Origin of the sequence: Sediminibacterium soli, from assembly GCF_009939225.1 — a bacterium.
GTDB lineage: Bacteria > Bacteroidota > Bacteroidia > Chitinophagales > Chitinophagaceae > Sediminibacterium > Sediminibacterium soli.
Map to the genome: position 1 here is coordinate 998405 of NZ_JAACJR010000008.1, position 20307 is coordinate 1018711.

The window sequence follows — 20307 nt, forward strand, 5'->3', positions numbered from 1 at the left end:
CACTAAAAACGGCCCTATTTTCTGCCCATGATCTTCTTCCTGTGAGCGGTACCCCAGGTGCGCAGCGATTCCAGTACGGCGCCCAGCGATTCTCCATGCGGGGTAATTTCATATTCAACGGTAGGGGGAAAGGAATCGTATACTTTTCGGGTGACCAGCTGGTTCAGTTCCAGTTCTTTCAGCTCTTTCGACAGCACTTTGTCTGTAATACCCTCCACCTCGCGTGCAATTTCACGAAACCGTTTCTTGCCAAAACGAAGGGCTATAATGATCGGCAGCGTCCACCGGCCATGCAATACCTCCAGCGCGTCTTTTACCGGCAGCATGGCGGCGGTGCATTCGGATTTGCTGGCGGGTTTTTGTGTCATATCGTGCGTATTACTATCCTTTTGGATAGTGCTTTCCTATAGTATAGTGCTATCCGGTAGAAAGCAAATATAATTAGGTTTGCGGTCATAAAAAAACACATATGTCAGCAAACATCCTGGTTATAACATCCAGCATCAGCGGCCAGCAATCGTTCAGCACCAGGCTGGCCAACGGCATTCTGCGTAAACTGCAGGCCGCGCATCCCGGCAGCGCCGTTACCAGCAGGGACCTTGCCCAACAGCCTTTCCCGCATCTCGAAGCCGATCATATGGGCGCGTTTGCCACGCCGGCAACCGACCGCTCGCCCGAACAGAGCGAAAAGGCCAGGCTTTCCGATGAAGCGGTAAAAGAACTTTTCGAGGCCGATCACATTATCATCGGTGTGCCGATGTACAATTTTGGCATTTCCGGCTATCTTAAATCCTGGCTGAACCATATTGCCCGGGCAGGCATCACCTTCAGCTATGCCGGCGGCTCACCCGAAGGACTGCTGAAGGGTAAGAAAGTATACCTCGCCATTGCCACAGGCGGTATTTACACCAGCGGCGCCATGAAGCAGATGGACTTTACCGAACCCTACCTGCGTACGGTATTGGGCTTTCTGGGCATGTCGGATATCACCGTGTTCCGCACCGAGGGAATGAATATCCCCGAACTGCGCGAAACAGCCCTGCCCGCAGCGCTGGAAACGGTTGAGGCCTTTGCTTTCTGAGACATGCAGAAGACCATTAACTTTAACAGGCAGGTAATCTTGTTTTTCGCGAAATTGCCTGCCTGTGCCTATGAAAACACTTGCTTTTATACTGGGGCTGGCCTGCGCTGCTTCTGCCCTGTCGCAGACATACGATCCCGATCGGGTAAACGCAAAAGCCGTTAAGACCTACGAGAAGGCGATCGAATTTCTTTCAGACAATGCATTGCCAGAAGCCATACCCCTGCTGTTGCAAAGCATCAGGGAAGACAGCAATTATGTAGAAGCCTACCTCTCCCTTGCAGGCGTACTCGGCCAGCTGAAGCGCTATGACCAGTCGGTGCGCATGTATGAGAAAGCGAGAAGCAAGGATACCGGCTATTTCAGGATCTACCACCTGCCCTATTCGATCAATCTTGCCGGGCAGGGAAGGTTTGAAGAAGCGCTTGCCGCGGTAAATTATTTTCTCTCCTATCCGAGGCTCAATGACAAAAGCGTGAAAAGCGGCGAGTACCGCAAAAAGACCTATGAATTTGCCATCGCCTACGCAAAGCAGCATCCGAACACAGGCTATGTGTTTAAACCGCAGAACCTCGGCGACAGTGTCAATACACCCAAATCGGAATACTATCCATCCGTAACGGTAACAGACAGTTTACTGGTGTTCACAAGAAGGGTGGATGCGATGCGCGAAGATTTTATCGAAAGCCGGATCACCCAGAACGGTTTCGGCGCCGCAAAAACCATCAGCGGCGATATCAACGAAGAACCGAAGAAGGGAGCGATCACTGTTTCGCAGGATGGAGAATGGTTATTGTTTACCGGGCAGCTGACGGACCAGGCTTACAAGAGCTTTGATATTTATATCTCCTACGCAACACTGCAGGGCTGGAGTGAACCAAAGAATATGGGCCCTGCCATCAATACCGAATTCTGGGAAACAGGACCGGCGCTTAGTCCTGATAAGAACGCCCTGTATTTCAGCAGCAACCGCCCCGGCGGTTATGGGGGATCGGATCTCTATGTCAGCTACCGCCAGCCAAACGGAAAATGGGCACCGGCGGTGAACATGGGACCCGAGATCAACAGTGCCGGCGATGAAATGGCGCCTTTTATCCATGCAGACAACCAAACCCTGTATTATACATCGAACGGATTGCCGGGTTACGGTAACCAGGACCTGTTCGTGGCGCGCAAAAATGAAAAAGGAGAATGGGGCAAACCCGAAAACCTGGGCTACCCGATCAATACGATCGAAAACGAAGGCAGTCTTGCCGTATCCTCCGACGGACTCACCGCATACTATGCCAGCGACAGAAGTGACAGCCGCGGCGGGTTTGACCTGTACCGATTCGATATGCGTTCGGATATCAGGCCCCGCAGAACGCTGTATGTAAAAGGACATGTGATCGACAAAAAGACCAACAAACCCCTGCCTTCTTCGGTGGAACTGACCGATAACAGCAATAACCAGGCCCTGATGAAAGTACAGACCGACGAGCTGGGAGAATATTTCATCACCCTGCCAACAGGTAAGGACTATACGTTTACGGTAAACCGCAAAGGTTATTTATTCTACAGCGAACTGTACGAACTCAGCGGCAAACAGGCCGACAGTGTTTATAAAAAAGACATTTACCTGCAGCCGGTTGAATTGAATGTGGTAACCACTTTCCGGAATATCCGCTTTGCCACCAATTCATACGAGATACCGAAAGACGGTTTTATTGAACTGGAAAAACTACTGCAGGTACTCAATGAAAACCCCTCGCTGAAACTGGAGATATCCGGACATACGGACAATATTGGTAACCCGGAAGACAATATGCTGCTGTCGGCCAACCGCGCCAGAGCAATCGTGGATTACCTGAGCGACAAAGGCATTGATAACAAACGCCTGACCTATAAAGGATACGGCGCTTCCAAACCGGTGGCGGACAACGCAACAGAAGCCGGCCGCGCACAAAACAGGAGGACCACGTTTACGGTAACAGGGCTCTGAGTTTCCGGTTAAACCATTTCAGAAGCGCTCATATTGGTTATGGGCGCTTTTTTATTGCGTTTTTTTACAGTATAAATACGCTATTTCTGTTGAAACATTTTCAGGAGATTTCGGTTTTGATCGCATGGAAACGGAATTGTTCTACCGCATTGCCTTAACGATGATACCTGAGCTGGGCGCCGTCTGCAACCGCTGCCTGGTTGAGCGTTTCGGAGATGCCATGTCCGTTTTTACGGCAAAAAAGAAAGAGATCGGCGCCGTGGAAGGCATCGGGGAGCAAAGGGCCAGATCGCTTAAGGAATGGAAAGGATTTGCGCAGGCAGAAGCGGAGCTCCGGTTTCTGGAAAAGCACCAGATACAGCCTTTGTTTCTGACAGACACCGCTTATCCGAAACGGCTGCTGCATTGTTACGACCCGCCCACGCTGCTCTACTACCGCGGCAATGCCGACCTGAACCAGCCGAAAGTGATCAGCATCATCGGCACCAGAAACCATACCGAATACGGCAAACGGATCACACAGGAACTGATCGCTGCACTCAAAGCGCATTCCGTACTGGTGGTGAGCGGGCTGGCATTTGGCATAGACGCCATAGCGCATAAAACCTGTTTACAGGAAAACCTGCCTACCATTGGCGTACTGGCACATGGGCTGGATACGCTTTACCCCCTGCACCATAAACAATTGGCAAAAGAAATGGTAACGCAGGGTGGACTGCTCACAGAATTTCCGCAGCGCACCAGGCCCGATAAACACAATTTCCCGAGACGCAACCGGATCGTGGCGGGCATGTCGGACGCCACCATTGTAATCGAAACTGCCATAAAAGGCGGCAGCATGATCACTGCCGAGCTGGCGCATACCTATCACCGCGATGTATTTGCGGTACCCGGCAGGATCGGCGATCAGAAAAGCGGGGGCTGTCTTAAACTGGTACAGCAGAACCAGGCGATCCTGTTCAGCGATGCCCAGCACCTTATCGAAACCATGGGCTGGCTGGATAAAAAACCGACGCGCCGAAATCCGCAAAAACAATTGTTCCCCGAACTGACAAAAGAAGAACAGGCCATTGCGGATATCCTGCAGCAGGGTCCCTTACCCATCGATGAACTTTGTTTTAAAACCGGTCTTAGCACCAGCGCGGCAGCAGCGGCCATACTGACCCTTGAGCTGCAGAACATCGTTTGTGCGCTGCCGGGGAAGATGTATCAGCTGGTGTAAGCATTGGGATCTTTGTGTGTTATTTTATTCTGCCAATTCAACCGCTTCTGCCATCGCAGCCACTTTGTGTCTTTCCCTGCGCTTCCAGGAAATAAGCAATCCCATTGCTACCAACGCCAGCGCCGATGTAAGGAAGAATGCATATATCAGGTTGGACAACCGGTTATTATAGATCCATGCGCTTACCAGGGCGCCGCAACCGATACCCATTTCCAGCGCAATGTATACCGAGGCCACGGCGCGCCCGCGATTCTCTGCGCGGCAAAGATCCACGGCCCAGGCCATCAGGGTGGGCCCGTTCATGCCCACGCTGAACCCGTATATCACCGCGCTTACCATTACCATCGTGACCGAATGCGAAAAAGCAAGCACCACGAACGCGATACACTGCAGCAGGGCGGTAAATATCAGTACGATCACGCGGCCGTATTTGTCGGATGATTTTCCCGCAACCAGGCGGATCAGCAGGGAAGCAACCGTGTACACCGCATAGAACAGTCCTTTGTTCTGTATACCCACCGACATGCTGAGATCGGGCGAAAGCGTAAGCACGCTGCCGATAGAGAAGCAGAGCAGCAACATAATTACAGCGGGCTTCAGGGCTGTTTTTTCAAATATTTCGTCTTTACCAACCCGCAGGTAACGGAAAGAAAATTTTTGGGGGTGCCGTAAGGTCTCGCGGATATTGTACAGGATGGCCACGGAACCCAGCGCAAAACCGGAGGAAACATAGAACATGATCCTGTACGAAAAATCGGTCACCAGCCAGCTGCCTATCAGCGGACCCACCGATGACCCCAGTGAATATCCCAGGGCCAGCATACCCATGGCCTCACCTCTTCTGGACTCGTGCACTACATCCGCGCCGTAGGCAGAAGTGGCCGTGGGTTTGAACCCTGTTGAAAAGCCATGAAAAAAACGCAGTAATAAAAACCCGCTTACCGTAGTAAGCACGGGGTAAAGCAGGCTGCACACCACGCATACCAATGAACCAAAGATCATCACCGGCACACGGCCAACGGTATCCGTAAGCTTGCCGCTGAACGGGCGCGAGATCCCCGCCATCAGCGTGAATAACGCAATGATCAGCCCTTTGTACTCAGCGCCGCCCAGTTGCGTAAGATAGCCGGGCAACTCCGGTATCATCATGCTGAAACTGCAACTGAATAAAAAATTGCTGAAACAAAGCAACCCGAACTGGAAGTTGAAATAAGCCGTTGACGAACGAGTCATTACTGCAAAAGTAAGGATTACCGGACTGGCGGGTGACGGATTCAGGGATGGAGATTGCCTGCGTTTGCTTACCCTTTCAAAATTTCCCGTTCCACCTATTCCGAAATTCCGCCCAAGCTCGTATCTTTGCACATGGCAACAAGAAATACTTCCCCTGCTACCCAATCCAGAACATTTATTGAAGGTTTGACATTTGACGACGTACTGCTGGTACCCGCTTACAGCGCCGTTTTACCGCGTGAAGTGGATATCAGTTCCAACCTTACCAAAGACATCATACTGAATGTACCCATGCTTTCTGCGGCCATGGATACCGTTACAGAAGCCAACCTGGCCATCGCCCTGGCAAGGGAAGGTGGCCTGGGCATCCTGCACAAGAACATGAGCATCGAAAAACAGGCGGAGCAGGTGCGCAAGGTAAAAAGAAGTGAAAGCGGCATGATCATCGATCCGGTAACGCTGCTGGTGGATGCCACGATCGGGGATGCGCTGCAGCTGATGAAAGATAATAAGATCGGTGGAATTCCCATCATCGACAAACAGCATAAGCTTGTCGGCATCCTCACCAACCGCGACCTCCGTTTTGAAACGGATAAAAGCCGGAAAGTAAAGGAAGTGATGACAAAAGACAACCTCATCACCGCACCCGAAGGCACCGATCTTAAGAAAGCCGAAAAGATCCTGCGCCAGTACAAGATCGAAAAACTGCCCGTGGTTAATAAACAGGGCAAACTGATCGGGCTGATCACCTACCGCGACATCCTGCAGCTGCGCAACTATCCGGCGGCGGTAAAAGATACCCTGGGGCGATTGCTGGTGGGTGCCGCGCTCGGCATCACCAAAGACCTGCTAGACAGGGCTGCGGCACTGCAGTCTGTAGGCGTAGACATCGTTACCCTCGACAGCGCACACGGCCATAGCCGCGGTGTGATAGAAGCGCTGAAAGTGCTTCGTAAAAATTTTAAACAGTTGCCGATCATAGCGGGTAATGTGGGCACGGCCGCCGGCGCCAAAGCCCTGGCAGATGCCGGCGCCGACTGCGTGAAAGTGGGCATCGGACCGGGCTCTATCTGCACCACGCGCATCGTTGCCGGCGCAGGCGTACCACAGCTTACAGCGGTGATGGAAGCCAGTAATGCATTAAAAGGAAGAAACATACCCGTGATCGCCGACGGCGGTATCCGGTACACAGGCGATATGGTAAAAGCCCTTGCCGCCGGTGCCAATGTGGTGATGATGGGCAGTGTATTTGCCGGTGTGGAGGAAAGTCCGGGCGATACCATTATTTACGAAGGACGAAAGTTCAAGGAATACCGCGGCATGGGCAGTCTGGGCGCCATGAGCCAGGGAAGCGGCGACCGCTACTTCCAGGATGTGGAAGCCGATATCAAGAAATTTGTTCCCGAAGGAATTGAAGGACGTGTTGCCTACAAAGGACACCTGAGCGAGATCGTTTACCAGTATGTGGGCGGTCTTCGTTCGGGCATGGGTTATTGCGGCGCAAAGAACATAAACGAGCTGCAGAAAGCCACCTTCGTAAAGATCACCAATGCTGGCATGAAAGAAAGCCATGCACACGATATCGATATCACGAAGGAAGCGCCGAATTACAGCAGGCGATAAGACAAGAAAAAGAGAATGAGAAGGTCAGAACGGAAACGAAAAGAATCGTTTCCATTCTGACCTTTCTTTTTTGCGCATTCAAAACGCTATCTTTCCGAAAAATACCTGCGTGAAGCAATTTTTTTCCTGCCTGCTCTGTGTTTTTTCTTTTGTATGGTGTGTTGGCCAGGGCGATTCCGTCCATCTGCGTGTAAGCCTGCTCACCTGTGCGCCGGGCGAAGAACTGTACTCGGTGTTCGGGCATACCGCCATACGGATCACCGACAGTCTGCAGCGCACCGACCTGGTGTACAACTGGGGCACATTCGATTTCGACGATCCTGATTTCTATACCAAGTTCGTACGCGGAAAACTGGATTACTCACTCTCGGTTTCTGACTTTGCGCAGTTTATGTACGAATACGATGTTACGCAAAGGGATGTTACCGAGCAGGAACTGCAGCTGAGCGGCGGACAGAAAATACAGATAAGGAATGCGATCTTACGCAACCTGCAGTTCAACAACCGCTTTTACAAATACGATTTCCTGAAAGATAACTGTACAACCCGCGCAAGAGATATGCTCGCACAGCAGGCCGGGATGACAGTAGTGCAGGCACTGGTTCCCGAAGGCACTTCTTACAGGGATATGCTGCACGAATACCTCGACAGGCAGCACATGGGCTGGACAAAGCTGGGTATCGATCTGCTGATGGGTGCTCCTGCCGACAAACCGGTATCGGTCAACGGCTCCCTGTTTTTGCCGGACTACCTGATGAAGGGAGTTGCGGTATCCTCGCTGAAAACAGACAAACGGGTGATACTCCGCACGGCAAAAACAGAAACAACGGGAAGCAGCCAGTGGCCGTTACGCGTGTTATCGGTGCTGTGCGCGGGCATACTGCTGCTGTCGTTCGTAAAAACCAAAACCGCAAAAAAGCTCACGGCATTTTTTGATTTCCTGTTATGCCTGGTTACCGGCCTGATCGGCTGCATACTGCTGTTTACCTGGTTTGGAACAGACCATCGTTCCTTTGCCTACAACCACAATATTTTCTGGGCACTTCCCACCAACCTGGTGGCCGCGTTTTTTGTGTGGAAACACAACGCCAGGATGAAAACCTATTTCTTCGCGGCAGGAGTGGTATATGGTTTGCTGCTGATAGCCTGGTACTGGTTACCACAATCGCTTAACCCCGCGCTGATACCCGTAGTGTTACTGCTGTTTCTGCGGTTTGTGAGACTGGCCAAACCCTGATCATGGAAAAACAGTTCCGATACCAATCTGCAACCATTTCCTATCGTATGGAGGGAGAAGGCAGCCCCGTGGTGTTACTGCACGGATTCGGGGAAGACGGTCATATATGGGATGAACAGGTACAATTCCTGAAACAATATTGCCTGTTGCTGGTACCGCATCTTCCCGGTAGCGGTGCCTCGGGTATTTTGCACGGAGAAAACATTACCATCAGCGCTTATGCAGACGTAATCCACGCCCTGCTGCAGGAAGAAAAGATCGGCAGCTGCCTGATGCTCGGACACAGTATGGGCGGTTATATAACGCTGGCGTTTGCGGAAAAATACCCTTCCCTGTTAACCGGATTCGGGCTGGTTAATTCCACTGCCTTTGCGGACAGCGAAGAAAAAAAGAAGACCAGGGCCAGGGCTATTGAAACGATTGGCCGGTACGGAGCCGCGGCTTTTATCCGCACCACCATACCCGGTCTTTTTGCCGCGGGCTTTGCACAACAGCATCCCGGCAAAGTGGAAGCGCTGGCCGAAGCCGGCAAACAGTTTTCCGAAGAAGCGCTGCAGCAATATTACCAGGCCATGATGAACCGGCCGGACCGGACCGCTGTTTTGCAAAGCAACCCCTTACCCGTGCTTTTCGTAATCGGAACCGAAGACCAGGCCGCTCCCATGAACGATGTACTGAAGCAGGCGCACCTGCCCCTGAAATCGTACATTCATGTACTGGAACATGTTGGACATATGAGTATGCTGGAAGCTTCCGACACACTGAACAGGTATTTACACGCGTTTATCAACTTAGCATAACTGCACATGAAGAGGGTACCCTGCATCCTCCTATTGGTTTGCTGCTGTCTTACGGCGATGGGCAGGCATGTGGCGGGCGGGGAACTCTATTACGAATACCTCAGGACAGGCAGTTCGGGCAGCAGCGTTTACCAGGTAACACTGCGCCTGTTCCGCGATTGCCAGTCGCTGGGCCCGCTGCTGCAGAACGAAAACCCCATTCTGGGCGTGTATGAAAACAATACACTTATCAAAAGCCAGCAGCTGCCGATACAGTTTCCCGTACGCACCATTCAGCTGAACACATCGGGGTTTCCCTGTCTTGTGGGTTCTGTGAACGTCTGCTACGAAGTGGCCATCTATACCGCGGTAATAGAACTGCAGGATAACCAGGCAGGCTATACCTTATCGCGTATCGGCTGCTGCCGGGTGGATACCATCAGCAATTTATCGCAGCCGAGAAATGTAGGCAGCAATTATATTACCAGAATACCGGGTAAGATCGCCTTACCATCGGGTCATAACAGCAGTCCGCAGTTTAACGTGAAGGATACCGCGCTTGTCTGTGCCAACAAATCCTTCCAACTCGATTTCGGCGCCGTTGATCCCGACCGCGATTCGCTTTCCTTTGCGCTGTGCGAAGCCTATACCTCCAGCGGCGGCGGCAACAACAACGCTCCGCCAACGCCAACGCTGAACCTGATACCGCTTCCCTACCGCTCGCCGTTTGACGGGGGCAATCCGCTGGGAAGCAAAGTGTCTATCAACAGCGCAACCGGCATCATCAGCGGTATTGCGCCGGCACAGGGACAATACGTGGTGAATGTATGCATCACGGAATGGCGAAATGGGAAACCGTTTACAGAACACCGGAAAGATTTTATACTGAAAGTGCAGAACTGCGATTTTGTGGAAGCCGTGCTGCCCGACAGGATCGTTCAATGCAAGGATTTCACCGTTCATTTTGAAAACGAATCCACTTCTTCTGCGGTTACCTCCTATACCTGGACCCTGTACAATGCCAAACTGCCGGGAGATATCATATCCAACGCACCGGTTCTCGATTATACCTACCCCGACACAGGCGTATACAAAGCAAAACTGCATGTAACCGGTCCGGCCGGATGTGAGGGTGATGACAGCACCCTGGTATTGGTATACCCCGGCTTCAGACCCGGCTTTCTGGTAACGGGCAGCTGCTACCAGCGGCCATACCAGTTTACCGATACCAGCTATACCCGTTACGGCGTGATCGACAGCTGGAAATGGAATTTTGGCGATGACACCACACTGGCCGATACATCGCGCATCAAAAACCCGTTATACAAATATGCATCGCCATCGGAAAAAGACATCAGCCTGGTGGTTACCAGCAACAAGGGCTGCATAGACAGTGTGCACACAAAACTGCCCGTGGCGGATAAACCTGTGTTGCTGCTGCCCTTTGAAGACACGCTTATCTGCAGCATCGACACCCTGGCGATACCTGTCGGCAACTCAGGATCGATATCCTGGCTGCCTGCTAAAAACATCATCGGGGCGAACACGTCCCGCCCATTGGTTTTTCCAAAGGATACTACGAGGTACCTGGTAACCGTAAACGACAATGGCTGTATCAATACCGATACGGTAACCGTCAACGTGCTGCCGTTCATCAGTGTGTTTGCAGGCAACGATTCTGTTATCTGCAGAACCGATTCCATGCGGCTGCAGCCGGTAAGCCATGCATTGGCCTATTGCTGGACAAGTTCTGCAGACGACCTGCATTCGCAACAGAAATATCCCTGGGTGCAGCCATCGGCAACAACGGATTATTATGTGGTTGCCAACCTGGGACGCTGCCAGGCAAAAGACACTGTGCGTATAAAAGTGGCAGACTATCCCCTGGCAGCAGCAGGCATGGATACAACGATCTGCTTTGGTTCGAGGGCACAGTTACATGCGCAGGTAAAAGGTTCGGCCTTTACCTGGGCGCCCGCAGGCTCGCTGGTCAACACCCGGTCGGTTAACCCGGTTGCCGGTCCTTCGGTATCAACGGCTTATGTACTGAGTGTAAGCGATACGCTGGGCTGTCCAAAAACCGTGAGGGATACGATACTGGTGTACGTAACGCCGACCCTGGTCACCGATGCGGGACCCGACACCACGATCGTGCCCGGCCAGTCGCTGCAGCTGCAGGCAACGGGCGGCACCGCCTACCAATGGAGCCCCGCAACCGGTCTCAGCAATACCGATATTGCCAACCCGGTTGCCCTGCTCGGGGAGGATATCGATTCCATCCGCTACAGGGTAAGGGTATCGGTTGGCAGTTGTTTTACCGATGACGAGGTGCTGGTAAGGGTAAGCAAACACGGGCCCGAGATATATGTACCCTCGGCCTTTACACCCAATGACGATGGCCGGAACGATGTATTGAAACCGGCGCTTGTCGGTATCAGCAACCTGTATTATTTCCGCGTATACAACCGGTGGGGACAGCAATTGTTCCATACCGCGCAGGCAGGAAAGGGATGGGACGGGGTTTACAACGGCGTAAAACAACCCCCGGGCACCTATGTGTACCAGGTGGAGGGCAGCGATTACCTCGGCAAAAAGGTATTCAGGAAAGGGACAAGTGTGCTGATCAGATAAATCAGTAATTTCATCCGAAACCTGCTGTTTTTACCTATATGATTCCTTAAATTCAGTACACTAAGCAGCATAAACGTTTATCCATCCATCTACAGATTGTTGGGACTCCGTTAAATAACCCCCGGGCTGTTAAGGGTTACTTAACAACCGGTAATTTCACCGTATCTCAAAGGATGCGGAAAGCAGATCGAGGAAATGAAGCAAACTGTTTTTGTATTATTGGTTTTACTGGCCTGCACAAATCTTTGTTTTGGCGCTCACCTCAAAGGGGGATGGATCCAGTATACCTACCTGGGACCGGGATCTGCCGCCAATACCTCGCGGTACGAAATAACCGTAAGACAGTACCTGGATTGTAATTCAACCGGCAGCCAGCGGGATGCCGATATTTACCTGGGTGTGTTTGATGGCACAAGCAACGCCCTGATCCAGAAACTAACGGTTCCGCTTAGCAGTTCTTCAACACCAAGCAAGACCACCTGGAGTCCCTGCCTCAGCACCAAACCGGCAGTTTGTTATATTATCGATGTGTATACAACCACCGTTGATCTCCCCAATACCAGCGGCGGATATACGCTTACCGTACAGCGCTGCTGCCGTGTCAGGGGCATTGTAAACCTGACCATTCCTTCTGATGATTATGGCATAAGTTATACGGCTAAAATACCCGGCGTGATTAATGGCACCAGCTATGCAAACAATTCGAGCCCGGTATTCGCGCAAAAAGATACGGCGCTGATCTGTTACAGTGCGCCGTTCACGCTGGATTTCGGGGCCACGGACAAGGATGGCGATAATATCGTTTATACATTTTGTGCGGGGCTGACAGGAGGCTACAATAACAGGGCCAATCCTACCGATCCCAATGCGGCAAGACCCAATCCTCCCACCAATCCGCCGTATGCGGGAATCGGGTATACAGCGGGATACGATGGAAGCAACCCCATGGGCCCCACGGTAACCATCGATCCGAATACCGGCCTGATTTCAGGCATCGCCCCTTCCATTACCGGTGATTATGTAATTGCGGTTTGCGCAAATGAATACCGGAATGGTGTACTGATCAGTTCCACCAAGAAAGAGATACATGTGAAAGTGGCCGACTGTACCATTACCGGTGCGGTGTTAAAACCCAGCTATATCAGCTGCAATGGCACCACACTTACTTTCGAGAACCAAAGCACCAGCGCCAACATCAATTCCTACCTCTGGGATTTTGGTATACCGGCACTCACAACAGATACCTCCACGCAACCAAGACCCAGCTACGATTTTCTGGCAAGCGGAAAAGACAGCGGTACCTATACCATAAAACTGAAAGTGACTTCTGCCAGCGGCTGTGAAGATTCCACAACCGCCAAAGTATTGGTATACCCCGGCTTCAAAACAGATTTCACCGTGCTGTCCACCTGCGTGCTCAAGCCCTACCTGTTTAAAGACGCAACCACATCGAAGTATGGAACGGTTGACAGCTGGCGCTGGGATTTTGGCGATCCTTCCACACTGGCAGATACGGCACGCAGCAGGGACACTGCCTGGAAATACGCCTCCCCGCAGGCGGTTCAGGTAAGACTGATCACAACCAATACCAAGGGCTGCGTCGACACGGCCCTCAAAACCGTTACCATACTGGATAAACCCCAGCTGGATCTTCCGTTCCGCGATACGCTTATCTGCAGCATCGACTCACTGACGCTGCGCGTGAACATACCCAGCGGCACCGCCAGCTGGACGGTGCAGCCAGGCCCCAACCAGTCGAGGATATTACAGCCGAACACGGTATCGCCGGTTGTTTTTCCCACGGATACCACCCGGTACTATGTTACCATCAACGACAACGGTTGCATCAACAACGACTCGGTAACCGTAAATGTGCTGAAGTATATTTCTGTTTCCCTGCCGCCCGAAACCGGGTTATGTCTTACGGACTCGCTGCAGCTCTCGCCGGTAAGCTATGCGCTGTCTTACCGGTGGACCGCTTCCACCGGCGAAACGGTTGCGCCTGTGAAATACCCATGGGTAAAACCGCTGGCACAAACACGATACCGTGTAGACGCCAACCTGGGTAAATGCCAGGCTACCGCCTATACGCTTGTAAAAGTTGCTCCTTACCCGAGTGTGGCACTGGGGCAGGACACCATCATTTGTTTTGGTAACCGCGTACAGCTGAATGCAACCATAGTGGGGTCTTCGTTTTCCTGGAGCCCTACCGTCTCGCTTGTCAACGCCAACACCGTAACACCGATAGCCGGCCCTTCGAGAACAACCGCGTATATACTTACCGTAACCGATACCGTTGGCTGTCCCAAACCGAAAACCGATACGCTGGTGGTTACCGTTATTCCGCCGCTGCATATAGATGCGGGTAAAGACACCACCGTGGTGGCCAATCAACCCCTGCAGTTACTGGCAACAGGAGCCAGCAGCTATGAATGGTCACCGGCAACAGGACTGAACAACCCGTTTATCGCCAACCCGGTTGCCACGCTCGGCAACACTGTCGATTCTGTTATTTATACCGTTACGGGCAGCGAAGGCGGCTGTTCTGCCGAGGATAAGATCACGGTGCGTGTGTATAAGAACGGGGCCGATATCATCGTACCCTCGGCCTTCACACCCAACGGCGATGGCAGGAACGACCTGATCCGTCCGCATACATTCGGTATCGACAGGCTTGCCTATTTCAGCGTGTTTAACCGATGGGGGCAGGTTATGTTCACCACCAGCCAGATCGGCAAAGCCTGGGACGGCGTATTCAACGGCGTAAAACAACCCTCGGGCACTTATGTATACCAGGCCATGGGCGTAGACTACCGCGGAAATACGGTATACAGAAAGGGTACATTTGTATTGATCAGGTAAGCGTAAAACCAAAGACCCGAAAGCTGAACGATACCAGCGCCTTCTTTGCTTTTTCTGCTTTAGTTTTCACTTATTCTCTCCCTACCTTCGTTGCATGAAAAAAACCATCCTTATCACCGGAGCCAGTTCGGGTTTCGGGAAAGCGATCGCTGAAAAATTTGCCGGGGCTGGCTGGCATTGCATCATCACCGGCCGGAGAGCAGGGAAGTTGCAGGAACTGGCAAAGACATTACAGGATCAATATGCGGTGCGGGTGCTGCCGCTGGTTTTTGATGTGCAGAACAGGCAGGAAGTGTTTGCTGCCATCGGCGCCCTGCCCGATGACTGGAAATCCATCGACCTGCTGGTGAACAATGCAGGCCTGGCCCTGGGAAAAGACAGTTTTGAAAATGCCGATCTCAACGACTGGGATACCATGATCGATACAAATGTGAAAGGCATGATGTATGTAACCAAAGCCGTATTGCCTTATATGACGGCAAGAAAAAAAGGGCATATCATCAATATGGGGTCGGTGGCCGGTAAACTGGTGTACAGGGAAGGCAATGCCTACTGTGCCAGCAAGTTTGCCGTGGATGCATTAAGTCATTCCATGCGGATAGACCTGCTGCCGCACCGCATCAAAGTAACGGCCATTCACCCCGGCGCTGCCGAAACAGAATTCTCCAGGGTGCGGTTCAAAGGCGATGAGCAGAAAGCGGCTGCTGTATACGATGGCTTTACACCCCTGTATGCAGGCGATATTGCCGATGTTGCCTTTTACTGCGCCACCCTTCCTGAAAACGTTTGCATCAACGACCTCGTGGTTACCTGCACGGCACAGGCAGATGGTATTTATGTTCACAAATAAACCCGATAAACAAAAACAATTCATGATATGATCGCATCCATCAACACATTTTCAGAGGTATGGGAACAGGAATCCGAAGCCACGCTTTCGTGTTTTAAACAGCTGACAGACCAGAGCCTCGGCAAAGAACTCATCGGAGGCTACCGAAGCATAGAGCGCATAGCCAATCATATTGTTGACTGCGCAGCAAGCATTCCGCAGGCAGCCACTTTGCCGCTGGTGCACAGCAAACAACATTACCATACCGTTGCCGAACTGACCGAAGCGTATACCAGTGCATCCAACAAGGTAAAACAGGCCGCCGGCCAGTGGACGGATGCAACACTTCAGGAAACCACACCCATGTATGGCGAAACATGGAAAAAAGGGTTTGCCTTATGGGTAACCATTGCGCACCAGGCGCACCACAGGGGACAATTAACCGTACTGATGCGTATGGCGGGGCTTAAAGTGCCCGGTGTGTACGGTCCTGCCAAAGAAGAATGGGAAGCCTACGGGTTGCCGAAGGCAGACTGATTACTTATCGGAAATCAGAGATCGAACGGGGATCCCGAAAGGCATTTTATCCTGCAGTGCATGGAGATACCGGCCAGTCCGGATCCCCGTTTCTATTAATTAAGACCTGAGCTTAACCACAGCTTTTTCGTATTCTTCGCGGATCTCCTGCAGCACTTCAGCAGCGGGTTTGATTTCCCTGATCAGCGCGCTTACCTGTCCTATCTCCAGTTCGCCTTCTGTAAGATCACCTTCGAACATACCTTTTTTGGCGCGGGCTCTGCCGAGCAGCTGTTTGAGTTCTTCTTCCGAAGCGCCGCTTTTATCGGCTGCATGCACCCGTTCTGCAAAATCATTTTTGAGCAGCCGCACGGGTACGAGTTTCTTCATCGCCAGCAGCGTATCTCCCTCCTCTGCGCGGATCACCGCCTGTTTGAAATCCATATGTGAAGAAGCTTCGGGGGTGCACACAAACCGCGAACCGATCTGCACACCGTCTGCACCCAACACCATTGCCGCAAGCATTTGCCTGCCCTTGGCAATACCTCCCGCTGCGATAACGGGAATGGATACCGCTGCGCAAACAGCCGGCACCAGCACCATGGTGGTGGTTTCCTCCCTGCCGTTATGACCGCCGGCCTCAAAACCTTCGGCAACCACCGCATCGCATCCCGCATCCTGCGCCTTGCGCGCAAACCTGCTGCTGCTCACCACATGCACCACGCTGATGCCATGCTCTTTCAGCCTGCCCGTCCAGGTGTTCGGATTACCGGCGCTCGTAAAAACAATGGGTACCTTTTCTTCGATGATGATACGGAACAGCTCTTCAATACCGGGATACATCAGCGGAACATTTACGCCAAACGGCTTGTCTGTGGCGGCCCTGCATTTCTGAATATGCATTTTCAGTACCTCCGGGTACATGCTTCCGGCCCCGAGCAAACCCAGTCCGCCCGCATTGCTTACCGCACTCGCCAGCCGCCAGCCGCTGGCCCATACCATTCCGGCCTGGATGATGGGGTATTGTATGCCGAACAGTTTCAGAATGGGGTTATCGGTCGTTGATCCATTGTTCATGGTGCAAGTTAATTGCCTGCCTCAGCCTTAGCAGCATGTTGCAGCGGTTCTTGTATTCAATAATAATACCTGTAAACATCGCTTCTGAAAGATAGCGCTTCTTCCTGCAATAAACAGGCAGGTTATTCTATAGGGAATATCAACCGTAAGAGTTTACCCGAAATCTATTTCCGTATTATCGCCGATGTTCAGGCTCCTGCTCAATCCTTTCACCGACGCATCGCTTCCGATAAGCGAATTATCGAGCACCACCTCAAAAAGGTTGGTATATGAACCGATGATACTGTCGCGTACGATGGAATGCTTGATGGATGTATTGGCACCGATAGCCACATGCGGTCCGATGATGGAATTGGAGATATCGCAACCCGGCGCAATGCTCACGGGCGGTATAATGATCGTGTCTGTGAAATCGTGCTGCTGTACATTGCCGCCGAATTTCTTCAGCAAAGTGGCATTGCTTTCGAGCAGGGTTTCTTTTTTGCCGCAGTCGAACCAGTTCTTCACTTTCAGCGCCTGAAATTGGGCGCCGCGTTTGATCATGCAGTCCAGCGCATCGGTAAGGTTGTATTCACCAAAGCTGCGGATGTCCTGCGCAAACAGGTGGTGCAGGCACTGGAACAGGAACTGTGTTTCCTTGATCTTGTACAGGCCCACAAGCGCCATATTGCTTTTGGGGATCGCCGGTTTTTCCACCACCTGCTCAATAAAACCGTCGTCGCCTATCGATGCCACACCAAAATTCCGGGGGTCGTCCACTTTCTTGATGCCGAGCATGCTGTACGGGCTGTTAACCATTTCCTGCACATCGTATTCACAGATGGTATCGCCCAGCGCCACAAATACCTCGTCATCACCAACAATATTCCGCGTAAGTTCAATGGCATGCCCCGTACCCTGGCGTTCGTTCTGAAAAACAAAATGGGTGATAAGATCGGGATAGGTTTGTTTTACATAGTCCTGGATCTTTTCTCCGAGGTACCCGACAATAAAAATGAATTCGTTGATACCGGCATCTTTGAGTTGGTCAACAATAAAACTCAGGATCGTTTTGCCGGCAATGGGAATCAGTGCCTTGGGCTGTGTATAAGTGTGCGGCCGCAACTTGGTACCAGCGCCGGCCACAGGTATGATCGCTTTCATGGGGTCTTACTTTTGAACTGTTCTGGCCAATCTCACCGCCAGCATCTCCTCCAGACATATTCTCAGAGGGCGCAAATTAGGAAAATCCATGGATTTACGGGCCGAGGGCCGGTCAGGTACCCGGAATGCAGCATTATTTAATAAAATACTAACAGTACCCGCATCAGGGTTTTATTGCTCATAGCTACCGCGTATCTTTGCCGCAAATACCATTCTTACATGCAAAGAGACACCCTTGTTTTTGACCTGATCAAACAGGAACTGGAAAGACAACGCCGCGGCATTGAACTGATCGCTTCCGAAAATTTTACCAGCCTGCAGGTAATGCAGGCCATGGGTAATGTTATGACCAACAAATATGCCGAAGGGTATCCCGGACGCCGTTACTACGGCGGCTGCGAAATCGTTGACCAGACCGAACAGCTGGCCATCGACCGTCTCAAGCAGATATTCACCATCAACTACGCCAATGTGCAGCCGCACAGCGGGGCGCAGGCCAATGCTGCCGTGGCACTTGCCGTATTGCAGCCCGGCGATCCCATCCTGGGGCTTGATCTGTCAATGGGCGGACACCTCACCCATGGCTCGGCGGTGAACTACAGCGGAAAATTATACCAGCCTAATTTTTATGGCGTTACCCGCGAAGGCGGCGTAGTGGATTACGAAATGCTCGAAGCAAAAGCGCGGGAAGTGAAACCCAAACTGATCATCTGCGGGGCCAGCGCTTACAGCCGCGACTGGGACTATGCGCGTATCCGCAAAGTGGCGGATGAGGTAGGCGCACTGGTGATGGCTGATATTGCACACCCGGCGGGCCTGATCGCCAAAAATTTACTGAACGATCCCTTCGATCATTGCCATTTTGTTACTTCCACCACGCACAAAACCCTGCGCGGACCGCGCGGCGGCATCATCATGATGCGCAAGGATTTCGAAAATCCGTGGGGACTTACAGATGTAAAAGGCAATATCCGTATGATGAGCAACCTCATCGATATGGCCGTGTTCCCCGGCATACAGGGCGGCCCGCTTGAGCACGTAATCGCCGCCAAAGCCATTTCCTTCGGCGAAATACTGAGCGATGAATACACGGCTTATGCCAGCCAGATCGTGAAGAATGCACAGGCTTTTGCCAAAGCATTAATGGCAAAGGAATACCAGATCGTTAGCGGTGGAACGGATAACCACCTGGTGCTGGTTGACCTGCGCAACAAAAATATCAGCGGCAAAAAAGCAGAGAATGCCCTGGTGGAAGCCGATATCACCGCCAATAAGAACATGGTGCCTTACGATGATAAAAGCGCTTTTGTCACTTCCGGTATCCGCCTTGGTGTTCCTTCGATCACCACCCGCGGTATGAAGGAAGAACATATGCCGTTTATCGTAGACGCCATCGACAGGGTGCTGATGAATGCAGATGACGCCAATATCATTAAGGAAGTAAGAAAATCGGTGAATGAATTTATGACGCAGTTTCCGTTATACCCGGAGCTGGGATAGTGTTGTTTGTTAACTGGTTATTGTTGCATTGTTTAATTATTGTGCCGTTTACAACAATGCAGCCGTATAACAATACAGCCATTCAACTATTCAATCTTTCAACCACATACCCATGATACAACGCATACAATCGCTATGGCTGCTGACGGCTTCGGCACTGGCCTTTATTTCCTTGCAGGTTTCCTTTTTCAGCGGCAATATCCTGGTAAATACGGTAAAAGAATTCAAACCCTTTACCGGTAGGAACAGTGTGCTGCTGACGGTACTTGTCGTTGCCGTTGCACTGGCATCGCTGATCGCGGTCTTTCTCTATAAAAACAGGAGGCTGCAGATGCGTGTTACTTCGGCGGCACTGGTGGTATCGATCATCAACCTGGGGTTGTATTATAAGCATACACAGGATTACGTACCCACAGACTGGTCGTTCGACCTCACCGCACTGATCTCGCTGGCCATTCCCTTTGTCTTATTCTTTGCCACAAGGGGTATCTACAAAGACAGCAAACTGATAAAAAGCCTGGACAGGCTGAGATAACACACCCCATTTATGGGGCTCTCTCCGTGAAACTCCGTGCCTCTGTGCTAAAAGAACC

The 20307-nt window shown here is 51.8% G+C and carries 16 protein-coding genes; 12 read left to right on the forward strand and 4 right to left on the reverse strand.

All coding sequences use genetic code 11. From position 1 onward, the window contains the following. Positions 1-14: 14 nt before the first annotated feature. Positions 15-368 carry a winged helix-turn-helix transcriptional regulator gene (locus GWC94_RS11510; protein ID WP_161835166.1) on the reverse strand — a complete coding sequence of 118 codons (354 nt, stop codon included), beginning with the start codon at positions 366-368 and terminating at the stop codon, positions 15-17. A 101-nt stretch (positions 369-469) separates the two neighbouring features. On the opposite strand from GWC94_RS11510, the gene GWC94_RS11515 reads away from it, so the two are divergent. The 3 genes from GWC94_RS11515 to dprA all read left to right on the forward strand — a co-directional run bounded on the left by GWC94_RS11515 (position 470) and on the right by dprA (position 4284). Continuing rightward, a complete protein-coding gene (locus GWC94_RS11515; RefSeq protein ID WP_161835167.1) occupies positions 470-1081 on the forward strand; it encodes an FMN-dependent NADH-azoreductase in 612 nt (203 codons plus the stop codon). Between the two features lie 70 nt (positions 1082-1151). After that, positions 1152-3062, forward strand: coding sequence for an OmpA family protein (locus tag GWC94_RS11520; protein ID WP_161835168.1), 1911 nt, complete (start codon positions 1152-1154; stop codon positions 3060-3062). A 124-nt stretch (positions 3063-3186) separates the two neighbouring features. Next, positions 3187-4284 (forward strand): DNA-processing protein DprA, encoded by a 1098-nt coding sequence (gene dprA, locus GWC94_RS11525; RefSeq protein ID WP_161835169.1) that lies wholly within the window; start codon positions 3187-3189, stop codon positions 4282-4284. 24 nt (positions 4285-4308) lie between these two features. Here dprA and GWC94_RS11530 read toward each other — a convergent pair whose 3' ends face one another. Then, positions 4309-5517 carry an MFS transporter gene (locus GWC94_RS11530; RefSeq protein ID WP_161835170.1) on the reverse strand — a complete coding sequence of 403 codons (1209 nt, stop codon included), beginning with the start codon at positions 5515-5517 and terminating at the stop codon, positions 4309-4311. Between the two features lie 132 nt (positions 5518-5649). Here GWC94_RS11530 and guaB point away from each other — a divergent pair, with 132 nt between their 5' ends. The 7 genes from guaB to GWC94_RS11565 all read left to right on the forward strand — a co-directional run bounded on the left by guaB (position 5650) and on the right by GWC94_RS11565 (position 16015). Continuing rightward, positions 5650-7140 (forward strand): IMP dehydrogenase, encoded by a 1491-nt coding sequence (guaB, locus tag GWC94_RS11535; protein ID WP_161835171.1) that lies wholly within the window; start codon positions 5650-5652, stop codon positions 7138-7140. 109 nt (positions 7141-7249) lie between these two features. Beyond that, positions 7250-8377 carry an Lnb N-terminal periplasmic domain-containing protein gene (locus GWC94_RS11540; RefSeq protein ID WP_161835172.1) on the forward strand — a complete coding sequence of 376 codons (1128 nt, stop codon included), beginning with the start codon at positions 7250-7252 and terminating at the stop codon, positions 8375-8377. 2 nt (positions 8378-8379) lie between these two features. Continuing rightward, the gene (locus tag GWC94_RS11545) at positions 8380-9177 is read left to right on the forward strand and encodes an alpha/beta fold hydrolase (RefSeq protein ID WP_161835173.1); all 798 of its coding nucleotides are present in this window, start codon (positions 8380-8382) and stop codon (positions 9175-9177) included. A 6-nt stretch (positions 9178-9183) separates the two neighbouring features. Beyond that, positions 9184-11787 carry a T9SS type B sorting domain-containing protein gene (locus GWC94_RS11550; RefSeq protein ID WP_161835174.1) on the forward strand — a complete coding sequence of 868 codons (2604 nt, stop codon included), beginning with the start codon at positions 9184-9186 and terminating at the stop codon, positions 11785-11787. Positions 11788-11982: 195 nt separating this feature from the next. Beyond that, entirely contained in the window at positions 11983-14649 is a 2667-nt protein-coding gene (locus GWC94_RS11555) for a T9SS type B sorting domain-containing protein (protein WP_161835175.1), read from the forward strand. 94 nt (positions 14650-14743) lie between these two features. After that, a complete protein-coding gene (locus GWC94_RS11560; protein ID WP_161835176.1) occupies positions 14744-15499 on the forward strand; it encodes an SDR family NAD(P)-dependent oxidoreductase in 756 nt (251 codons plus the stop codon). A 27-nt stretch (positions 15500-15526) separates the two neighbouring features. Then, on the forward strand, positions 15527-16015 hold the full coding sequence (locus GWC94_RS11565; protein ID WP_161835177.1) for a DinB family protein: 489 nt from the start codon (positions 15527-15529) through the stop codon (positions 16013-16015). A 99-nt stretch (positions 16016-16114) separates the two neighbouring features. On the opposite strand, the gene GWC94_RS11570 is transcribed toward GWC94_RS11565, so the two are convergent. Together GWC94_RS11570 and GWC94_RS11575 are read right to left on the reverse strand one after the other, a co-directional pair. Continuing rightward, positions 16115-17071 (reverse strand): NAD(P)H-dependent flavin oxidoreductase, encoded by a 957-nt coding sequence (locus GWC94_RS11570; RefSeq protein ID WP_161835178.1) that lies wholly within the window; start codon positions 17069-17071, stop codon positions 16115-16117. 153 nt (positions 17072-17224) lie between these two features. Next, the gene (locus tag GWC94_RS11575; protein ID WP_161835179.1) at positions 17225-18214 is read right to left on the reverse strand and encodes a sugar phosphate nucleotidyltransferase; all 990 of its coding nucleotides are present in this window, start codon (positions 18212-18214) and stop codon (positions 17225-17227) included. Between the two features lie 219 nt (positions 18215-18433). Here GWC94_RS11575 and GWC94_RS11580 point away from each other — a divergent pair, with 219 nt between their 5' ends. Both GWC94_RS11580 and GWC94_RS11585 read left to right on the forward strand, forming a co-directional pair. Next, entirely contained in the window at positions 18434-19714 is a 1281-nt protein-coding gene (locus tag GWC94_RS11580) for a serine hydroxymethyltransferase (RefSeq protein ID WP_161835180.1), read from the forward strand. A gap of 112 nt (positions 19715-19826) precedes the next feature. Beyond that, the gene (locus GWC94_RS11585) at positions 19827-20249 is read left to right on the forward strand and encodes a DUF4293 family protein (RefSeq protein ID WP_161835181.1); all 423 of its coding nucleotides are present in this window, start codon (positions 19827-19829) and stop codon (positions 20247-20249) included. Positions 20250-20307: the final 58 nt, after the last annotated feature.